Annotated in this window: 14 protein-coding genes and 1 riboswitch; of the genes, 8 read left to right on the top strand and 6 right to left on the bottom strand. The window is 62.8% G+C overall.

The features are described 5' to 3' along the window. Positions 1-8 precede the first annotated feature (8 nt). Entirely contained in the window at positions 9-785 is a 777-nt protein-coding gene (locus J2858_RS11095; protein ID WP_210104876.1) for an SDR family NAD(P)-dependent oxidoreductase, read from the bottom strand. A gap of 108 nt (positions 786-893) precedes the next feature. Between J2858_RS11095 and J2858_RS11090 the strand changes: the two genes are divergently transcribed. Further along, positions 894-1,811 carry a LysR family transcriptional regulator gene (locus J2858_RS11090; RefSeq protein WP_210104875.1) on the top strand — a complete coding sequence of 306 codons (918 nt, stop codon included), beginning with the start codon at positions 894-896 and terminating at the stop codon, positions 1,809-1,811. Between the two features lie 55 nt (positions 1,812-1,866). Continuing rightward, positions 1,867-1,943: riboswitch (Fluoride riboswitch) on the top strand. A gap of 27 nt (positions 1,944-1,970) precedes the next feature. After that, positions 1,971-3,410 (top strand): voltage-gated chloride channel family protein, encoded by a 1,440-nt coding sequence (locus J2858_RS11085; protein ID WP_348635476.1) that lies wholly within the window; start codon positions 1,971-1,973, stop codon positions 3,408-3,410. Positions 3,411-3,414: 4 nt separating this feature from the next. On the opposite strand, the gene J2858_RS11080 is transcribed toward J2858_RS11085, so the two are convergent. Continuing rightward, the gene (locus J2858_RS11080) at positions 3,415-4,095 is read right to left on the bottom strand and encodes an HAD family hydrolase (RefSeq protein ID WP_210104874.1); all 681 of its coding nucleotides are present in this window, start codon (positions 4,093-4,095) and stop codon (positions 3,415-3,417) included. A gap of 262 nt (positions 4,096-4,357) precedes the next feature. Between J2858_RS11080 and J2858_RS11075 the strand changes: the two genes are divergently transcribed. Further along, a complete protein-coding gene (locus J2858_RS11075; RefSeq protein ID WP_210104873.1) occupies positions 4,358-4,744 on the top strand; it encodes an acyl-CoA thioesterase in 387 nt (128 codons plus the stop codon). A 73-nt stretch (positions 4,745-4,817) separates the two neighbouring features. Here the strand turns inward: J2858_RS11075 and J2858_RS11070 are convergent, their stop codons facing one another. Both J2858_RS11070 and J2858_RS11065 read right to left on the bottom strand, forming a co-directional pair. After that, the gene (locus J2858_RS11070) at positions 4,818-6,044 is read right to left on the bottom strand and encodes a DUF1501 domain-containing protein (protein WP_432443338.1); all 1,227 of its coding nucleotides are present in this window, start codon (positions 6,042-6,044) and stop codon (positions 4,818-4,820) included. A gap of 2 nt (positions 6,045-6,046) precedes the next feature. Beyond that, the gene (locus J2858_RS11065; RefSeq protein ID WP_210104871.1) at positions 6,047-7,525 is read right to left on the bottom strand and encodes a DUF1800 domain-containing protein; all 1,479 of its coding nucleotides are present in this window, start codon (positions 7,523-7,525) and stop codon (positions 6,047-6,049) included. Positions 7,526-7,950: 425 nt separating this feature from the next. Here J2858_RS11065 and J2858_RS11060 point away from each other — a divergent pair, with 425 nt between their 5' ends. Beyond that, positions 7,951-11,154 (top strand): autotransporter domain-containing protein, encoded by a 3,204-nt coding sequence (locus J2858_RS11060; RefSeq protein WP_348635475.1) that lies wholly within the window; start codon positions 7,951-7,953, stop codon positions 11,152-11,154. A gap of 157 nt (positions 11,155-11,311) precedes the next feature. Continuing rightward, positions 11,312-12,076: a DeoR/GlpR family DNA-binding transcription regulator gene (locus tag J2858_RS11055; RefSeq protein ID WP_210104870.1), complete on the top strand. Its 765-nt coding sequence runs from the start codon at positions 11,312-11,314 to the stop codon at positions 12,074-12,076. Between the two features lie 15 nt (positions 12,077-12,091). Here J2858_RS11055 and J2858_RS11050 read toward each other — a convergent pair whose 3' ends face one another. Both J2858_RS11050 and J2858_RS11045 read right to left on the bottom strand, forming a co-directional pair. Beyond that, positions 12,092-12,697, bottom strand: a complete 606-nt coding sequence (locus J2858_RS11050) for a class I SAM-dependent methyltransferase (RefSeq protein WP_210104869.1) — start codon at positions 12,695-12,697, stop codon at positions 12,092-12,094. Between the two features lie 140 nt (positions 12,698-12,837). Continuing rightward, positions 12,838-13,443: a class I SAM-dependent methyltransferase gene (locus tag J2858_RS11045; protein WP_210104868.1), complete on the bottom strand. Its 606-nt coding sequence runs from the start codon at positions 13,441-13,443 to the stop codon at positions 12,838-12,840. Between the two features lie 166 nt (positions 13,444-13,609). On the opposite strand from J2858_RS11045, the gene uvrB reads away from it, so the two are divergent. The 3 genes from uvrB (at position 13,610) to J2858_RS11030 (ending at position 18,208) form a co-directional block, all read left to right on the top strand. Beyond that, entirely contained in the window at positions 13,610-16,753 is a 3,144-nt protein-coding gene (uvrB, locus tag J2858_RS11040; protein WP_210104867.1) for an excinuclease ABC subunit UvrB, read from the top strand. A 141-nt stretch (positions 16,754-16,894) separates the two neighbouring features. After that, positions 16,895-17,275 carry a hypothetical protein gene (locus tag J2858_RS11035; protein WP_210104866.1) on the top strand — a complete coding sequence of 127 codons (381 nt, stop codon included), beginning with the start codon at positions 16,895-16,897 and terminating at the stop codon, positions 17,273-17,275. A 96-nt stretch (positions 17,276-17,371) separates the two neighbouring features. Beyond that, positions 17,372-18,208: a hypothetical protein gene (locus J2858_RS11030; protein ID WP_210104865.1), complete on the top strand. Its 837-nt coding sequence runs from the start codon at positions 17,372-17,374 to the stop codon at positions 18,206-18,208. Positions 18,209-19,339 lie beyond the last annotated feature (1,131 nt).

Below are 19,339 nucleotides of genomic sequence, written 5' to 3'. Positions count from 1 at the left end.
CATTCTCCTTACGGCATCAATTGTCCGCCATTCACCTCGATCACCTGCCCGGTGATGTAGCCGGACAGAGTTTCCGAGGCGAGGAAGAGGAAGGCGCCGACGCATTCCTCCGGCGTGCCCTCGCGTCCCATCGGTATGGTGCCGCGCTGGGCGGCCATCACATCCGGCGGGGTGTAGCGATCGTGGAACGGTGTCTGGATCAGCCCCGGGGCAACCGCGTTGACGCGGATGCGGTCTTTCACGAATTCCTTTGCCTGCCCGCGCGTCAGACTGCTGACGAAGGCTTTCGCCGCCGCATAGATCACCGCGCCACCGCCGCCGCCGTTTCGCGCGGCGATCGAGGATGTGTTGATGATGAAGCCACCACCGGCGGCCGAAAGCAGCGGATGGGCGGCAACGGTCGCCTCCCAGACCGATTTGGCGTTGAGGTCCATTACCCGGTCGAAATGGTCGGCGCTCATTTTCGTCGTCGGGATACGGCCGAGCATGCCGCCGGCATTGTTGATGAGCCCGTCGAGCCCGCCAAGCAGTGCCGCCGCCTCTTTCACGACGCGTTCGGCAACGCCGGCAGCACTCATATCGCCCTTCACGAGGAAGATGTATTGCGGATAGTGTTCCTGGACGGCGGCTGCGGCGGCGATGCTTTCATTGTAATGCAGCGCCACCTTGGCGCCTTGCGCGGCAAAGGCCAGCGCCACGGCTGCTCCGATCCCCGTCGAGCCACCTGTCACGAGCACACGCTTGCCCTTCAAATCGGGCAGGCTGATCTGGTCGAATGCCGGCATGGTTCCTCCTCCTGCGGTCAGATGATCACGTGTCATCATAGCGGTTGCAGGCCCGGATGCGGCATGATTTAACTTGCTCTTCTTTCATTCAAACGATGAACCGGTTTCATGTATCCCGTCGACCGCGTCGATTTCGCTGATCTCAGACTTTTCCTCACCATCGTGCGGCGCCGCAGCTTCAAGATGGCGGCCTTCGAGCTGGGGCTCACGGCGTCGGCTGCAAGCCATGCCATGCGCCGGCTGGAGGCGCGGCTTGACGCCAAGCTGCTCAACCGCACCAGCCGCGCCGTTTCACCGACCGATCTCGGCCTGGAGCTTGCCCGCAAGATCGGCGACGGTTTCGATGCCATCGGCTCGGCGCTCGAGGCGCTGGAAGCGCCCGGCGCCGGCCGCTTTGGCGAACTGCGCATCAATGTCTTTGCCGATGCGGCGCACCTGCTCATCGCGCCCGCCTTGCCGGAATTTGCCCGCCAGTGCCCGGATGTGCGCCTGACCGTGGTTGTCGACGACCGCCCGATCGAGATTGCCGCCGAGGGCTATGATGCCGGCATCCGCTATGGCCATCACGTGCCGGAAGACATGGTGGCCGTGGCGCTCACCGGGCCGCAGCGCTGGGTGATTGCCGCCGCTCCCGCCTATCTGGATGCCAACGGACGGCCCGCCTCGCCCGCCGATCTGTCACGCCATACCGGCCTGCAGCTGCTGCTCGGCGACAATTCCCTGTACCGCTGGGAACTGGGAGAGAACGAAGCCACTGATCGAGTGCGGGTGCCGGGCCTCATCACCATCAACGACACGGCCACCACCATCGCCGCCGCCCGCGCCGGCCTCGGCCTTGCCTACCTGCTGGAGGCGCGCATTGCCGAAGAGCTTGCCGCAGGCCAGCTTGAAATCGTGCTGCCCGATCACGCCTCGCCCGGCGATGCGTTCCACATCTATTACGACAGCCGCCGCCACGGCCACCCGGCGCTGCGCACCCTGGTCAACATCATCCGCAGCGAAAACGGCCTGACGCGGCTGGGATGATCCATCCTCTGCTGCAGTGCAGCGATTGACATGCGCCGCAGCGAACGGATATGGCAATTCCAACGGTAATGGATTCTGCCGGGCATCACGCCGAACCGCTTCCCCGATGAAGCTGATGACTCCTACTCAACACGCGCTTCGGCGCCAAGGAGTAGGATTGTGTCTGGAATTTTTCGTTTCTCTGCCCATCTCAACGCCCGCCTGCCGCGCGCCACTCTGGCGCTCCTGCCGAAGCTTTTCGGTCTTCGGCTGCGCCAGATCATCCGCCTTGGACGCTGGGTCTATATCGTCGTGCCGATGGCGGCCTCCGTCGGGGCGCTGGTCGCGCTGTTTCTCACAAGCCTTGATGCGGCAACCCGGCTGCGCTTTGCCCATCCCTCGCTCATCTATGCCATGCCGTTCGCCGGTTTTGCGATGGTCTGGTGCTATCAGCGCTTCGGCCACACTGCCGAAGCAGGCAACAATCTCATCGTCGAGGAGATCCACCAGCCGGGTGGCGGCGTGCCACTGCGCATGGCGCCCTTCATTCTCGTCTCCACCGTGCTGACGCATCTTGTCGGTGGCTCGGCTGGGCGCGAAGGAACAGCGGTGCAGCTCGGCGGCAGTCTTGCGAGCACCTTTGCCCGCCTGTTTCGCCTGTCGGCGCCGGAGATCCGCATTCTGCTGATGGCCGGGATCGCTGCCGGTTTCGGCGCCGTCTTCGGCACGCCGATTGCCGGTGCGGTCTTTGCACTGGAAGTGCTGGCTATCGGGCGCATGCAATACGAGGCGCTGCTGCCCGCCCTTCTCGCCGCCATTATCGCCGACTGGACCTGCCAGGCGCTCGGCATCACCCATACGCATTATGCCATTGCGGCGGTTTCCGGCGTGACGGGAGATGCGTCCTCGGGCTTGACGTTCGCACCACTGCTGATGCTGAAAGTGGCCGTAGCCGGTGTCGTCTTCGGGCTTGCCGCCCATGCATTCGCCGAATTGTCACACCGGGCGTCCGGCGCCTTCAAGACGCTGATCGCCTATCCGCCGCTGCGCCCCGTGGTCGCCAGTCTCATCCTTCTCGGCCTTGTCTATCTCGCAGGCACCCGCGCCTATCTCGGCCTCGGCGTCTGGTCGCCTGATCCGGATGACGCAACGATCCTCGGCTTCTTCCGGCCCGATCACATCGATTCTGTCAGCTGGGCCTGGAAGGCGCTGTTTACCATCGTCACCTTGAGCTCCGGCTTCAAGGGTGGCGAGGTGACGCCGCTTTTCTTCATCGGCGCCGGGCTTGGAAGCGCGCTTGCCGGGCTTTTCGGCGCGCCGGTGGATCTGTTTGCCGGGATCGGCTTCGTCGCGGTCTTTGCCGGCGCCACCAACACGCCGCTCGCCTGCCTGATCATGGGCATCGAACTGTTCGGCGCCACCCACGCCGTCTATCTCGCGATCGCCTGTTTCCTCGCCTATCTCTGCAGCGGCCATTCCAGCATCTATCTGGCGCAGCGGATCGCGGTGCCCAAAAGTGCGTCGGGCGTTCCGTTTGCGCCGGACATGTCGATCCGCCACATCCGGGCCGGCAAGCGCCCGGCCGTCGCCGAAACGCCCCCGGTCGCCGCTGGAGAATGATGGCTCAGCGGCGGTTCAGCCGAAGGTCGCCGGAGGGCGTGACGGAAGCGGAAAGCCCCAGATAGTCCACCGTGTCGAACTCGTTCCCCTCGACCGGCATGTCGTGCGTGGCGGTGATCACCACGACGCCTGCCCCAAGCGTCTGGGCGGCCTGAATGCCGGCTGGCGCGTCCTCGAACACCACGCATCGTTCCGGCGCAAAGCCTAGGCGCTCGGCCGCCGCCCGGTAGCCTTCCGGATCCGGCTTGCCGTTTGCGACGTCCTCGCCGCAGATCATCACGCCCGGCGTCGGAATGCCGGCGGCAGCCATGCGCTTCACCGCAAGTTCCCGCGGCGCCGATGTAACGATCGCCCAGCGATCGGCCGGCAGGGCATTCACGAAGTCGACGGCTCCGGCAATTTCAACGATCCCGTCCGTATCGTCCAGTTCCTTGTCGAGGATGATCTGCGCCTCTTCCTCCACATCCATGCCGGCAATCTCCTCGCGGCGGATGACGTCGATGGCGCGCACGCCATGCAGCCGGCGCATGAATTCCTCCACATCCAGCCCATGGGCCACGGCCCATTCGCGCCAGACCCGCTCGACCACCGCAATCGAATTGATCAGCGTTCCGTCCATGTCGAACAGGAAGGCATCATGGGAGCGGGCGAGCAGGTGATGGGCATCGGTCGTCAGATCAGTCATCAGCAAATCCCGGGTCAAATCATCGTTGTCCTTCATCGACGTTTCGCAAAGGCCCGACAAGGGCAAATCGACCGGGGGCGGCTCCTTCGTGAACGACTTGTCCCTCGCACAGCAGGCATCAAGCCGCGGCTTGAACAGCCGGCGAAAGCCCATTGCCAGCCGTTCGGGCCGCCCCTAAAGTTACAGCATTTCGCAGCGCAGCATATCCGCTCGCCGGATTGATCTCGCCCGTTTGACCCAGCCCAATTGACAAGGAGCCCGCATGACAGACCACGCCGCCCCCGAAGGAGAACTGACGCTTCGGACGCTTGCTATGCCCGGAGACGCCAACCCGGCCGGCGACATTTTCGGGGGCTGGGTCATGGCCCAGATGGACTTGGCGGCCGGCATCCGCGCCGCCGAACGCTCGCGCTGTCGCGTGGTCACGGCTGCCGTGAAGGAGATGGCGTTTCAGCGGCCGGTGAAGATCGGCGACACGCTCTCCATCTACACCGATATCGCCCGCATCGGCCGCACCTCGATCACGCTGCAGGTGGAAGCCTGGGTCAACCGTGCGCGCATCGGCAGGCTGGAGAAGGTGACCGAAGGCACGTTCATCATGGTGGCGCTTGATCCGGCCGGACAGCCGACCGTTATACCGCAGGCGTGATCGCGGTCAGTGCGGAAGCATTAGCGCACGAACCTGCCTGTCGTCTGCCGCCTGAGTGACGCCGCCCCATCCCTCACAGATAGGCGGCGGCCCCCTCGAACGACAGGCCGGGAAACACCTTCGTCGTCAGGTTTGCCGGCGTGATGTCGAACTGCCGATGCAGCAGGGCGGCAGCGATGTCGCGCAGGTCACCGGTCGCGGCAAGGTCGCGCCCATCCGCCAGCGCCGCATCGGCAAGGCCGGGCCAGCGGCCGAGCACGCGCCCGCCGAGACCGCCGGCGTCCTCGTCCGCCGCCGTTCCCGTGCCGGGGCCAGCCGGACGCGACAGGGCGCCGCCCGCAAGAACAGCCACGCTTGCCGTGCCGTGTTCGGTGCCGCCCTGCTCGTTCTGGCGCACGCTGCGGCCGAATTCGGTGGCGGCCAGGACCACAGTATTGGCCCAGGCTTCCCCCATGCTTTCCTTCAGAGAGGACAGTGCTGCGGCAAGATCCCCGGCGACCTTCGGAAACTGCGTCTTCTGGTCGGCATGGGTATCCCAGCCGTTGATCGAGAAACTGGCAACACGGTAGTCGGCCTTCAGCATGCTGCCGGCAAGGCGCGCGGTCTCCACGATGCCGCTGCGGCGCTGGGCGTCGTCATAAAGACTGCCGGATGCGGCCCCATCCGTTACCGCACCGGCAAGCGCCGTCTCGAAGCCTGCATCCTCGCCATAGAGCCGTTGCAGGAACTGCAGCTCGTCCGGCGCCATGGCAAAATCCGACGATGGGGCAAAGACATCCGCATCACTCGGCCCCGTGAGCACCAGTTCCATAGCAGCGGTGATATCGAGCGCCTTGCGCGAGGACGAGCGCGGCACCAGCGACAGCGCCCGGTTCAGCCAGCCGGTGCGCAGCGCCCTGCCCTCGATGCTGCCGGTCTCCAGCACGTCCTGGCCTTCGAAATGGTTGCGTCCGCCACGATAGGGCGTCGCCACCGCATGCACGAAGCACAGCTCCCGCGCCTGCCACAGCGGCATCAGTTCGGCCGCTCCCGGATGCAGACCGAAAGACGCGTCGAGATCAAGCAGGCCATCTTCGGCCGAAAGCCAGAGATCCGGCCTCAGGCATTTCAGTGCCGGATCGTTCTGCGGCTGCACGAGCGCCAGTCCATCCATGGCGCCGCGCAGGATGATGGTCACGAACCGGTTGTCGCCGGCCGTCGCCGCCAGCGACAGCTGCGGCATCAGCGGCAGGGTCGCGGCACCTGCGGCCGACAGAAGAAAGCCGCGGCGCGATAGCTTGGAAAATGCGGTGTCGGCCATGCTCATCTCCTGTTGAATTCGGGCGAGGCAAGCACCATCGTCACGCCATGCACCTTGGTCGGCGCCTCGGCCACCACCTCGCGCGTTTCGGCGCGGGCGGCGTCGGCAAGGGTCGCCGAGAGGAAGGCGGACGGGTCGAGATCGCGGCCGAGCGTGCGCGCGGCAAGCCGCGCCCAGGCCAGCCGCTCGGAGAGCTGGCGGGGCGATAGCCAGGCTTCGACATCGTCGGGAAAGCCCGCCGGGCTTGGTGGCTGCCACACCGGCTGTCCGAGCCGGGCTAGCGCACGAAACGTCAGGGCGCGCGCCACCGCCGGCTGCTGCAGGGCCGGTCCCTTGGCGGGTGCCACCGGCGCTTCCTCTGCCGCCTCCAGTTCGGCAGCCTTGGCAAGCGCTGAAAATTCGCCGCCTTTCTGCTCGAAGGCGCGCAGGCCCGATACGACGAAATCGAAGGGCGGAATGACCTTGCCCGTTTCGCCCGACCAGGCGCGCGGATGCTCCAGCATGGCGCGATAGACGGCGGAGAGATTGCCGCCGCTCTCCGCCCAGGCCGCCACCATCTGGTCGACGATTTCCGGCGGCGGCTGGTCGGCGATGAAATGGCGCACCAGCTTCGTGGAAATGTTGCGCGCGGTTTCCGGCCGGGTTGCCAGATCCTCCAGCATGGCCAGATGATCGCTGCCGCTGCGCCCGTCCGCGCCATAGGTCTTGCCGAGAAGGGCAAGCGTTCCAGGCTCCGCCGGCGGCGGCTGATAGGCCACCTGCAGCGAACGCGTGTCGAGCGACAAACCCGCCAGAATGAGGGCGGCGCCGCGCACGTCGTCGGGCGTGTAACCGGAATCGCTGCCCAGCGTGTGGAGTTCCAGAAGCTCGCGGGCCAGCGCCTCGTTCAGCCCCTTGCCGCTGCGCAACAGGGCAGTCGCCACCGGCCCGCCCGGCTGTTCGGGATCGAGATAGGTCAGCATGGCCGGATGCAGCATGGCCGCGCGCAAAAGCTCCGTGAACGAGCCGGCCAGATTCGGCCGAATCGCTTCCGCCTCGAACAGCGGCACGATCATGCGCATCTCATAGGCCTTGCGGGCGCTGACGGAAAAATGGTCGATCCAGAAGCTCGCCAGCCGTTCGAAGAAGCCGTTTTCCGAGGCAACGGCCTGCCCGATGCGCCCCAGCACGTCGCGGATGAAAAATCGTTCGGCCTCGCGCTGCGTCTCGCGGCGAAGGCTCGGATTGGGCCGTCCCTCAAGGGCGGCCTTGGCCTCCACGGCGCGTACGGTGAGCAGCCGTCCGATCGTCTCGCGCCGCCCGGTGATACCGTCGCGCGGAAAACGCGGCTTGGCGGCGCTGCCGCGCTTCAGCTGCAGCATCAACGCGTCCACGTCGGCGGCCGGCGCTTCGCCTGGCTTCAGCCCATAGCCATAGCGGCGGGCGCCAAGCGTCGCGGCGGAAAGGTCCGGTCTATCCGGGCCGGATTGGGCAGGAGCCATGCGATCATCCTCTGTAACCCACGGAACATGACGCGTGAATGTGACGGAAGCGGTCTGAGATTGCGGTCTTTTTCGGGACGGGAAACGCAATAGCCGCAACCCGGTTCCCGATCCGTCCTTTCGTCCGCCGTCCGAAAGCAACCATACCGCCGAAAAGGGCAACGCAACCGGAGGCATGGACCGCATCCTCCCCACAGCCGGCATCAGGGATAAGGGAAACCGCCATCCGGCTCAACCCTCGCCGGGTGGTTTTCGCGGCGCTAACACAGATGTGTACGGGCTCAACGACAGCGCGCCTGCAGTGACCGAAACACGACTTGCCCGCCGCAAAATGTCATCAAAGTTACATTTAACTTTGTAATAACCTCTCGGAAAGCGAAAAGTCTTTCATTTCATTTGGATATAGCCGGTTTGGGGACTAGCAAGTGTCACAAAAATTACATTTAAATTCACACCAGCGGGCCGGCGTTTCGCGTCTCGCCATTGCGCTCTGCTGCGCCAGTGTTTGCGGTCTTGCCGGCCCGGCGCTGGCCGAGGACGGCACGTTTCGCCTGCTGACCTTCAACACCTGGAACGAGCGGTTTCGCAGCGATCTGTCGCAGATCTCCAACTTCCTCGCCAACGGCAACTACGACATCATCGCCTGGCAGGAACTTCGCTCCAACAGCCCCTATGCGGCGCAGGCACCGCAGGTGCTGCAGAATGCCGGTCTCGGCACCTATACGAGCACGCAGACCGGCGATACCGGCCTCACCTCGCGTCTCACCGGCACGGCCGGCGGCGTCAACGGCAGCGGCAGCCAGGGCAACCGCTTCAGCTACATCACGCTCGATGCCCAGAACATGCTGCCACAGACGACGGTCGCCTCCGTCCACCTCGATTATTCCGACGAAGCGACCAACCGCATCCAGGAAGCCAAGAAGATCGTCGACTGGGCAAAGACCGTGGATGGCCCGCTGGTCGTCACCGGCGATTTCAATGCGGCGGACGTCTCTGAACGCGGCCTCAACCACGTCGATCAGCAGAAGCTGCTGCTGCGCAATTACCTGCAGTCCGGAAACAGCTTCTACTATCAGCTTCTCACGCAGTATGCCGTCGACCGCACGCAACTCGATGCCTTCATCACGGCCAACAGCGGCAAGAACCTGTCCAATACGGATATCCCGGATACGATGTTCGTTCCGGAAACCTATGCGGTGGCCGGCAACACGCCGCAGACGATGAACATCCTGAAGAAGCAGTTCATGCTGCTGCAGAATCCCGACGAGCGTGAGCAGTTTGCCCCGCACGACCTGCTCGACGGCAGCACCACCTGGCCGAGCGCCGGCGAGGACGCGACCAATACCTGGGCCAGCTGGGACCGCGGCAAGATCGACCATTTCCTCGTCTCGCGCCCCTTCGGCAAGTGGTGGCAGCTGGCCGACGATCCGAACAATCCCTATCTCGGCGTGATCGACCAGGTCGGCTATGCCAATAACGGCACGACGCCGCTTACCGACCACGAGGTGTCCGCCCATGACATCAAGTGGGTCGGCCCGGCCATCCAGAAATATGCAGTGGGCCAGGGCGCTGCCGATCAGAGCCGCCTCGTCTGGGGTTCGGAAGCCGCCGTCTTCAACGAGAAGGACAAGGTCTTCTATCTCACGCGCAACAACATGCGCACCGATGTCTATCTCGGCCAGATCGCCGATGACAACGGCATGCCGATCCTGACCAACCTAACGCTCGACGAAAAGAAGACGCTGCTCGACTGCGCCAGCAAGGATCCGCGCTTCCAGCAGGCGATTGCCGAATACTGCATCGACGATCACAGCTTCATCGACGAGACGCTGATCAAGGATGGCGGCACGGTGATTGTCGATGAGGATGCAGCCCTTGGCGGGTCCCAGGCGAAGGTTCGCCTTGCCGATGGCCGCCTGCGCATCGCTGGCACCGGCATGACGTCGCTTGACCGCGATGTGGTGCTGGAAGGCACGGGTGGCGCGCTCGACATTCAGTCCGCCGGCAATTCCGTCACCATGGCCCGCACCATTTCCGGCACCGGCGCACTCACCAAGGAAGGCCTCGGCCGCCTCAACCTCACGGGCACCAACACCTATACCGGCGAAACGCGGGTGGCCGGCGGCACGCTGTCGGTCAACGGTTCGATTGCCAGCTCGTCGCTCACCACGGTTCTCGATGGCGGCACGCTCGGCGGCACCGGCACGGTCGGCAATCTGCGCATCGCCAGCGGAGGCACGCTGGCGCCCGGCAATTCCATCGGCACGCTGACCGTCAACGGCAATGTCACCTTCGACCAGGGCTCGACCTACCGTGTTGAAGTGGATCAGGCCGGCAATACCGACCGTCTGGTCGCCACCGGCGCGATCACGCTGAACAACAGCGCGCTGTTCTTCGTCCCGACCAATACCAACTACCTGCCGCAGACCGATTACACCATCTTCTCGGCGGCCGGCGGCATCACCGGCACCTTCGGTTCCGTTGGCTCCAGTGCGGCCTTCCTCAACCCCTATCTCACCTATTCGGCGAGCAGCATCAGCATGAAGCTGGTGCGCAACGACGTGGACTTCGCCGATGTCGCCACCAGTGCCAATGGTCGCGCCGTCGCCGCCGTCATCGATGCGCTCGGCTCGGCGGATCCGGTGTTCGATGCCATCCTGCCGCTGCAAGCCTCTTCCGCGGATCAGGCCTTCCGTCAGCTTTCGGGCGAATTCTACGCCTCGATGGCCGGCGCCTTTGCCGAGGAAAGCCAGTTCGGGCGTGATGCGGTATCGACCCGCCTTCGCGCCACCGCTCCGGGCTTTACCGATGGCGTCTGGCAACCCTGGATGCAGGCCTATGGTGCGCATGGCCGCACCGATGGCGATGGCATCGCAGCCCTCAATCGCAACAGCGGCGGCGTCTTCTTCGGCAGCGATACCGGCGTGGACGAGACGACCCGGCTCGGCGTGATGGGCGGCTACGGTTACTCGCACCTGTCGAGCAAGGGCTATAGCGCAACCGCCGACGCCGACAGCGGTCTCATCGGCCTCTACGGCACGACCGTGCTGCAGGGCCTGCGCCTCACCTACGGCTCGTCGGTCGCCTTCGGCCAGGCGGATGTCGATCGCACGGTCGCCTTTGGCAGCTTCTCCAACGCGCTGCGGTCCTCCGTCGATCTGACGACGGCACAGGTCTTCGGTGAAGCGGCCTATGCGATGAAGCTGGAGCAGGCCACCATCGAGCCCTTTGCGGGCCTTGCCCATGTGCGTGTCCGCACCGGCTCCTTCAGCGAAAGCGGCGGCGCGGCAGCTGTGTCCGGCGGCGCATCGGATTATGATGCGACCTTCGTCAGCCTCGGCCTTCGCGCCTCCACCGAGATCCAGCTCGGCGAGAAATCTGCCCGCCTCTCTGGGGAAGCCGGCTGGCGCCATGCCTTCGGCGATACACCGGATGCCACGCTCGCCTTCAACCGCGGCGCGGCCTTCTCCGTCGAAGGCGCCGGCGTCAATCGCGACCGGGCCCTCGTCAAGGCGGGTATCGATGTCAGCCTTCAGGACAACACCTCGCTGTCGCTCGATTATGTCGGAGGTTTCTCCTCCGAAGGTGGCACGCATGGCGTGAATGCCGGCCTGAAGGTCAAGTTCTGATCCCTCCTATCAGCCAGTCACCAGCGCAGGGCGGAGCAATCCGCCCTGTTTGTTGTGTGATGTCGCCGTCCCTGCCATTGCCCGGCGGTGGACGACGGGCTAACTTTTTTGAAAAAGCTGCACGCCCAGATGCGGCAATACCCATAAGGGGCAAGGAATGGATAAGAAGACCCGGCGACAGTCGGAACTCCTGCGTCAGCTGGAGCAGGTCCGCTATATTTCGCTGGAGGACATCGGGCGGCATTTCAACGTCACCACCCAGACGGCGCGCCGGGACGTCCAGGAGCTGGAGTTGCTGGGCAAGGTGCGCCGCCTGCATGGCGGGGTGACGCTCGCCCAGCCCATCGATCCGGTGGTGCTGCGCGCCCGGCGCGTTGAAAATGCCGATGCCAAGGAGCGGATCGGGCTTGCGGTGGCGCGCCGCATCGCAAACGGCTCGGCCGTGTTCATCGACACGGGCACCACCTGCGAGGCGATTGCCCAGGCGCTGCTCGGCCATACGGGACTGCGCGTCGTCACCTATTCGCTGCGCGTTGCAACGCTGCTGAGCGAGGGCGCGAACTTTACCGTGGCGGTGCCGGGCGGTTTCGTACGCCCCGTCGATGCGGGTGTCTTTCGCGCCGAAACGCCGGAATTCATCGGTCGCTTCAAGTTTGACCTCGCCGTCATCTCGGTCAGCGGCATCGATTCGGCCGGCGACATCGGCGATGACGACCATTCGGAAGTCGCTGCCGTGCAGGCCGCCATGCGCCAGTCCGAGCGCATCCTGCTGGCGGTGGATAACAGCAAGTTCGGCCGGCGGGCGCTGGTCAAGCTTGCCCATGTCGGCGACGTGCACGAACTGGTCTGTGATGGCGAACCCGACAAGGGGCTGCGCGCCCAGCTCGACCAGGCCGGCGTGCGGGTCACGGTTGCGCCTTGACCCGCCCTTGATCCGTCAAAGACGCTTCAAGCAATAGGAAAAATGCGCGTCCGGCTCGACGGTCATGAATTCGAACTGCCAGTCGAACTCGACGCAGAAGCGGTTGACCGCCTGCACGACGCCATAGACCACCGGCTTCAGCACATTGCCGGTGCAGAAATCATGGCCGCAGATGCGCCCGTCCGGCTTCACCTTGGCATTGCACAGCACCAGTTCGTTCCAGGTATTCTGGTAGGAATGGTCGGTGTCGATATAGACCCAGTCGAAGGTCGCATCGGCAAAGCTGGGCAGCATGTCCGTCGAGCCGCCGACATGCAGTTTGACGCGCTCTGCCGCGATCTCGTCGGCAAAGGCGGAGCGCACGGTCTCATAGCCTTCGTTGTAGCGGCTGAGATCCCAGGCATCGATGAGATGCAGCTGGCGCGGCTTGTTCAGCGCCATGATCTCGCGCGTATAGTCGCCGAAGGCAACCCCGATCTCGGCCGCCACGCCGCCATGCGGCAGGCGGTTCAGAAGCTCGGTGCGGTTGGGCAGCAGCCGGCAGTTTTCCGTATGATGCAGCGACAGCATGGTGCGCGGCATGCTCTGCTTGAGGGCCAGCCGTTTTTCGGGGGACAACATGTGCGATCAGCCTCCAGAGCAGCGGACGGGTCCTGTCGCCCGGGCTGGAACGCGGACCGCCTGCCGCCGTCTGTAGAGCAAGCGGCGCCGAAGGCCAACGCCTTTGTGGCCGCACCAAGTGTTGATGACGCGCCAGGCGCTCAGAGACGGCGCAGGCAGAAGGAAAAATGCCCGTGCGATTCCATCGTCAGGTATTCGAACTGCCAGCCCGCATCCTGGCAGAACTTCGTCACCGCCTCGACGACGCCATAGACCACCGGCGTGATGATGTTTCCCGTGCAGAAATCATGGCCGCAGATGCGCCCGTCCTTCTTCACCTTGTGATGACTGAGCACCAGTTCCTCCCAGGTGGTGTGGAAGGTGTGGTTGGTGTCGATATAGACCCAGTCGAAGAACTGGTCGGGAAACTCCTTGAGCTTCACCGTCGACAGGCCCTGATGGATCTGCAGCTGGCCCTTGTCGATGCGCGCCTCGAATTTTTCGCGGATCTGCTCGAGCCCGATGCGGTAACGGTCGGTGTCCCAGGCGTCGATCAGATGCAGCTGGGCCGGATGGTTGAGGCTCAAAATCTCGGCGGTGAAATCGCCATAGGCGGCGCCGATCTCGGCCGCCACGCCACCGCGCGGCAGACGCTGCAGCAATTCGCTGCGATTGGGCAGCAAGCGGCAGTTTTCCGTGTGGTGCAGACCGAGCGTGGTCTGCGGCATGCTTTCCTTCAGGCGCTGGCGCTGCTCGACCGTATCCATGAAGACATCCCTTTCCCGGAGGCGCCGGCCCGGCGCCCGTTGTTTTCGAATGTGCGGATATGGTCACACGCATCTTGCGCCAGGATGACCTCGCGCGCGACATTCCGTTCCCAATTTGTTTCGCTGCACTCTTCCCTTTCGCCGCCAACGCCTCCATATTCCGGCCATGTCGAAAGCTCCGAAAAAATCCGCCGCCCAGAGTTTTGATCCGGGCAAGACCTCCCGCCCGGCAAACGCCTCCGGTTTCGAGGAAGCGCCTCAGGCCGCCTTCGAGGGCGCGCCCCTCTCCGGCTCGGTCTCCGACTGGGTGAAGCAGCTGGAAGCCGAAGCGGAAGCCTCCGGCATAGAGACGCAGCGCGAGATCGCCTCCAAGGCCGGCAAGCACCGCAAGAAGATCGAGATCGCCGCCCGCGAGGCCGCAATCCGCGAGGCGAAAGAGGAAGCAGACAGAGCAAAGCGCAGCGGCCAGGCGGCCGCCGCCGGGCGCCCGGCGCCCCGTGCGGAGGCCAGCCCGAAGGGCGGTGCGGCCGTGAGCACCAACAAGAACACCACCGCCTCCAAAACCTCCCGCGGCGTGTCGATCGGCGCTTCCTCCGATCCGAAGACGCGTGCCGCCGCCGGCCTCAATCCGGTCGCGGGCATGGATCTTTCGCTGGAGGATGCCCAGTCGCTGGCGCCGGGCGCGGTCACCGCCACCGTCGACGCCCTGTCAAAACTGATCGAGAGCGGCAATCCGCTGTTCAAGGACGGCAAGATGTGGACGCCGCACCGGCCCGCGCGCCCGCAAAAATCGGAGGGCGGCATCCCCATCCGCATGGCCTCCGATTACGAACCCGCCGGCGACCAGCCGACGGCCATCCGCGATCTCGTGGAAGGCATCAATTCCGGCGAACGCTCCCAGGTCCTGCTCGGCGTCACCGGCTCCGGCAAGACGTTCACGATGGCAAAGGTCATCGAGGCGACGCAGCGCCCGGCCGTCATTCTTGCGCCGAACAAGACGCTGGCTGCCCAGCTCTATTCGGAGTTCAAGAACTTTTTCCCCGACAACGCGGTGGAATATTTCGTCTCCTACTACGACTATTACCAGCCGGAAGCCTATGTGCCGCGCTCCGACACGTTCATCGAGAAGGAATCCTCGATCAACGAGCAGATCGACCGCATGCGCCACGCCGCCACCCGCGCCATCCTGGAGCGTGACGACTGCATCATCATCGCCTCGGTCTCCTGCATCTACGGTATCGGCTCGGTCGAGACCTACACCGCCATGACCTTCCAGATGGAATTGGGTGACCGCATCGACCAGCGCCAGTTGCTCGCCGATCTCGTGGCCCAGCAATACAAGCGCCGCGACATGGATTTCACCCGCGGCTCGTTCCGGGTGCGCGGCGATACGATCGAAATCTTCCCCGCCCACCTGGAAGATGCCGCCTGGCGCATCTCGCTGTTCGGCGATGAGATCGACAGCATCACCGAGTTCGATCCGCTGACCGGCCAGAAGACCGGGGACCTGAAATCGGTGAAAATCTACGCCAATTCGCACTATGTCACCCCCCGCCCGACGCTGAACGGCGCCATCAAGGCGATCAAGGAAGAGCTGAAGCTGCGCCTCGCCGAGCTGGAAAAAGGCGGCCGCCTGCTCGAAGCCCAGCGTCTGGAACAGCGCACCCGCTACGATATCGAGATGATGGAGGCCACCGGCTCCTGCGCCGGCATCGAGAACTATTCGCGCTATCTCACCGGCCGTCGCCCCGGCGAGCCGCCGCCGACGCTGTTCGAATACATCCCCGACAACGCCCTCCTCTTTATCGATGAGAGCCACGTCTCCGTTTCCCAGATCGGCGGCATGTATCGCGGCGACTTTCGCCGCAAGGCCACCCTTGCCGAATACGGCTTTCGCCTGCCGTCCTGCATGGACAACCGACCCCTGCGCTTCGAGGAATGGGATGCCATGCGCCCGCCGACGGTCGCCGTCTCCGCCACACCCGGCAACTGGGAGATGGAACAGTCCGGCGGCGTCTTTGCCGAACAGGTCATCCGCCCGACCGGCCTCATTGATCCGCCGGTGGAAGTGCGCTCCGCCCGCACACAGGTGGACGATGTTCTGGGCGAAATCCGCGAAACCGCGCAGAAGGGTTATCGCACGCTCTGCACGGTGCTTACCAAGCGCATGGCCGAGGATCTGACCGAATATCTCCACGAACAGGGTGTTCGCGTGCGCTACATGCACTCGGACATCGACACGCTGGAGCGTATCGAGATCATCCGCGACCTGCGCCTTGGCGCCTTCGACGTGCTCGTCGGCATCAACCTCTTGCGCGAGGGCCTCGACATTCCCGAATGCGGCTTCGTCGCCATTTTGGACGCCGACAAGGAAGGCTTTTTGCGCTCGGAAACGTCCCTTATCCAGACCATCGGGCGTGCGGCACGTAACGTCGACGGCAAGGTCATCCTCTACGCCGACAAGGTCACCGGCTCCATGCAGCGCGCCATGGATGAAACCGCGCGCCGCCGCGAAAAGCAGATGGCCTACAATACCGAGCACGGCATCACGCCGGAATCGGTCAAGGCACGCATTTCCGACATTCTCGACAGCGTCTATGAGCGCGACCACGTCCGCGCCGACATTTCCGGCACCGGCCAGGGTGGCAAGGGCTTTGCCGATGGCGGCCACCTCGTCGGCAACAACCTGCAGAGCCACCTCAACGCGCTCGAAAAAAGCATGCGCGATGCCGCAGCCGACCTCGATTTCGAAAAGGCCGCTCGCCTGCGCGACGAAATCAAGCGCCTCAAGGCCGTCGAACTCGCCTCCATGGATGACCCCATGGCACGCGAAGAATCAAAGGCGATGGAAGGCATCAAGCGCAACGCCAAGGCCACGCGGGAATCCCTTCTCCCCAGCGGGGGTCCAGAGGACGGGTCGAGACCGGCGGCTCGACCCCGGCAGGTGCCCGACAGGGCGGATGAGGGGGGCGCCTCACCTGCCACCGCGTCGTCCTACTTCGCCAAACCCAAGCTCGACCACATGGGCCCCGGCACCGACGCCACAAAACCGCTGTTCCGAAAGAACACGCTGGATGAAATGACCGTCGGCCGCACCGAAAAACCCGTGATCGGCAAACTCCCGGAAAAACCGTCCGACGCGTCTGCCAAACGCTTTTCACCCCTCCTCGAAGGCCAGCCCGACCGCGCCCCCAAAGACGACCCCCGCCCTATCGTCCGCGGCAAGGTCGGCGCCGGCAGTTACGAGGATGCAGGTGATCAGAAACGCAAGTCGCGGACCAAGGGGAAAACGGGACGACCGGGACGCTAACCCCATCGCCCTTCTCCCCGTCCCGACGGGGAGAAGGTGGCGGCAGCCGGATGAGGGGCTGGCAAGGACTTAATTTATTAGGCTTCAGCATCGAATTATTATAATGTAACCTTAGGAATTCAAAGTAACGGATGTTTCATTGTGCAAGATAAATTTGAATATTTGGACGTTCGATCTGAAATATCCAGGCTTTTAGCCAGTCTTAGGCAGACTGTAGGCGTGCGCTTCGTAAGCAGAAGTCCAGAAGAATTTGAAGATGCCCAAAGATTTTCAATGCGTATCGAGGGCGTAAGATTCCTGTTAAATTCGCTTCACGAGGGTCATAGGCGCCTTGGTCAGGGAAGAGATATCAAGTTTCTTCAGGAAAAAATTCGCCGCGAACTAAATTCTTTGGAAAATTGCGAAGAACTAAATACACTAGGCGCAACACCAATCAAACTATTGAATGGCACTCAAGCAGGGAGGGGAAAGCTTTTACTCGAAGAGAATTACCAGCTTTCCGGCCAGAATATTCGAACTTGACTAAAAGTTCTATCCAAGCTTTTTGAGATAGTTAGAACAGAAGACTATCAACAAAATCTTTTCGAAACAAGAGGCGTACACTTCAGCTCCGAAGCGGTGAAAAAAATTGTTCCTGAACAAAAAATTTCGCCTGTAAAATTTTATTTTGATGATGGAAGACTTAAAGTCCTAAGCGAGGTAAATATAAAAAACTCTCGCGACACCGAGAATATTCGGCAGGCCCTTGACGCAATAATTCAGCAAGGCAACGCGTTAATCGAAAGCCTAATAAACTCGAACTGCGATAAGAGGCTTCTAGAAAGCGTTACAAACATCAGAAAAAACCTCGAAGAGGATACAAATATAGTCAAAACGGGGCTTATGAATATAAGCTGCTCCTCTATTTCGTCCCAGTTTGAGCAAGAACTGCCATCGGCCATAAACGGCATGCTCAAGGGGTTCACAGCATCCGTCCATCTCTACATATCCCAATTTCCGGCTTGGGAACAGTTTGTGGAAAACGCCGCTAACACTGAATTTGATCGCGCTGATGTCGGTACAATTTTGTCGGCCGCTGATGGACTTGCTAAAAACTTGTCGCAATTAGAAGATCATGTAGACGACAATGTACCAAAATCCATACTACTTCTCAGGCATGCGATTGAATCACCTGAGATTTTTTCCAAACGTGCGGCTTTCGCCCTACTGCGGACGGTCGAAAATTTGGTAGCAAAGGTCTACCAATATGGCGCAGAGTTTCTTGATGACACTATTAAGAGCGTATCGAAGGGCACTTCCTCTGCAATCTCCAAGGCCACAATAATTGCAATCTTGAGTTTCACCGTTGCAAATGCAGCGCAGTTATCAACGGTAGTAGTGAAAATCGGCGAAATGCATTGGATGCACGAAGCAACCCTTATGATTCAGCGACAGTTAGATGCGATAACTCGATAAGATAATATATCGGAAGTGCCCCCACGTTTTGAGCTTCCTTTTGCTCATTTGCTGCCCGAGGAACGCGGTGATGGCGGCAGCCTCCCATCCAGTCACTGTGCCTTTACCCGCCCAATTTCGATCCACCCTTCCACCGCAAGCAGATCCTCGGGTCAAGCCCGAGGATGACGACCGTAGGCGGCCCTGCCCCAACATTGTCCCCGCAGTCACTACTTTGCCAACTCCACGAGTGCACACCGCTACCCTCACTTGTGGCACCACCGCCCTCACATACGCCGTCATCCTCGGGCTTGACCCGAGGATCCACCGCCGCATCCGGAACATCTCGGCCCGCTCCCGGTTCGCCTCATGCCCCAATCACGAGGAGAACCCCATGACCGACCATTCATTGTCGCCTGCCGCCTCCCCTTCACGAAGAACGAACACGCTGACCCCACAGTGATCTCCCCACCTGTGGGGGAGAGGCAGGCAGGCCAGAGGGGGGGTAACTCAGCTGCGACACCTGATGCCCGGCCCTGTTCACGTTCCACAAGAACATCCACCGACAGCAGATCCTCGGGTCAAGCCCGAGGATGACGACCGTTGGCGGCACACCCCCTTCAAAGCCCCCCCAGGCGCCCCCACCCTAAAAAAAAATCTGCCCTCACATTTTCCCCACCCCCTGCCCGTGCCCCTATAATGCCTCCGTCCCGCAGCGGATACACCGGCAGGCGTGCCGGCGATGCGGGGCCGGCGCTTGGCGGGAAGAGACGACGCAGGTCTTTCCGAAAAGGGTTCGCGGAAATTGGTCTCCCTCCGGCGACACGGGGGAAATGGCGGGGCATCGGATGTCTTTGGCCGTTTCCAGTCCAGCAAGCGCGCCGGGCGTGTCTGTGCGGCACACAGGGGAACCGCAGGCGGGCATCGGCCGCCCGTGATCCGTCCGGATCTTTTCCCTCCGGGAGAGTTTTCGGCGCGGGCGGCGGCAAAGGTGCTGGCCTTCGGTTCAGGCAGAGAGGCCCCAATCGCGAGCATAAACCGCCGAACGGGACGCTGAGAGGTGTCATTTACTCCAAACCTTATGCGGCAGCTCTCAGCGGCCCGACCGGTTTGATGATTTCGTAAAAATTTCACCACGGGCCGATGCGGCCG

The sequence above is a fragment of the Neorhizobium galegae genome, assembly GCF_017877135.1.
Taxonomy (GTDB): domain Bacteria; phylum Pseudomonadota; class Alphaproteobacteria; order Rhizobiales; family Rhizobiaceae; genus Neorhizobium; species Neorhizobium galegae_A.
The sequence above is the reverse complement of the archived record's forward strand: the minus strand, read 5'-3'. Positions and strand labels throughout refer to the sequence as shown.

Excerpts from the sequence above, each read along its gene's own strand:
- J2858_RS11095 (WP_210104876.1), bottom strand. The coding sequence starts at position 785 with ATGCCGGCATTCGACCAGATCAGCCTGCCCGATTTGAAGGGCAAGCGT.
- J2858_RS11090 (WP_210104875.1), top strand. The coding sequence starts at position 894 with ATGTATCCCGTCGACCGCGTCGATTTCGCTGATCTCAGACTTTTCCTC.
- J2858_RS11080 (WP_210104874.1), bottom strand. The coding sequence starts at position 4,095 with ATGACTGATCTGACGACCGATGCCCATCACCTGCTCGCCCGCTCCCAT.
- J2858_RS11075 (WP_210104873.1), top strand. The coding sequence starts at position 4,358 with ATGACAGACCACGCCGCCCCCGAAGGAGAACTGACGCTTCGGACGCTT.
- J2858_RS11070 (WP_432443338.1), bottom strand. The coding sequence starts at position 6,044 with ATGGCCGACACCGCATTTTCCAAGCTATCGCGCCGCGGCTTTCTTCTG.
- J2858_RS11065 (WP_210104871.1), bottom strand. The coding sequence starts at position 7,525 with ATGGCTCCTGCCCAATCCGGCCCGGATAGACCGGACCTTTCCGCCGCG.
- J2858_RS11055 (WP_210104870.1), top strand. The coding sequence starts at position 11,312 with ATGGATAAGAAGACCCGGCGACAGTCGGAACTCCTGCGTCAGCTGGAG.
- J2858_RS11050 (WP_210104869.1), bottom strand. The coding sequence starts at position 12,697 with ATGTTGTCCCCCGAAAAACGGCTGGCCCTCAAGCAGAGCATGCCGCGC.
- J2858_RS11045 (WP_210104868.1), bottom strand. The coding sequence starts at position 13,443 with ATGGATACGGTCGAGCAGCGCCAGCGCCTGAAGGAAAGCATGCCGCAG.
- uvrB (WP_210104867.1), top strand. The coding sequence starts at position 13,610 with ATGTCGAAAGCTCCGAAAAAATCCGCCGCCCAGAGTTTTGATCCGGGC.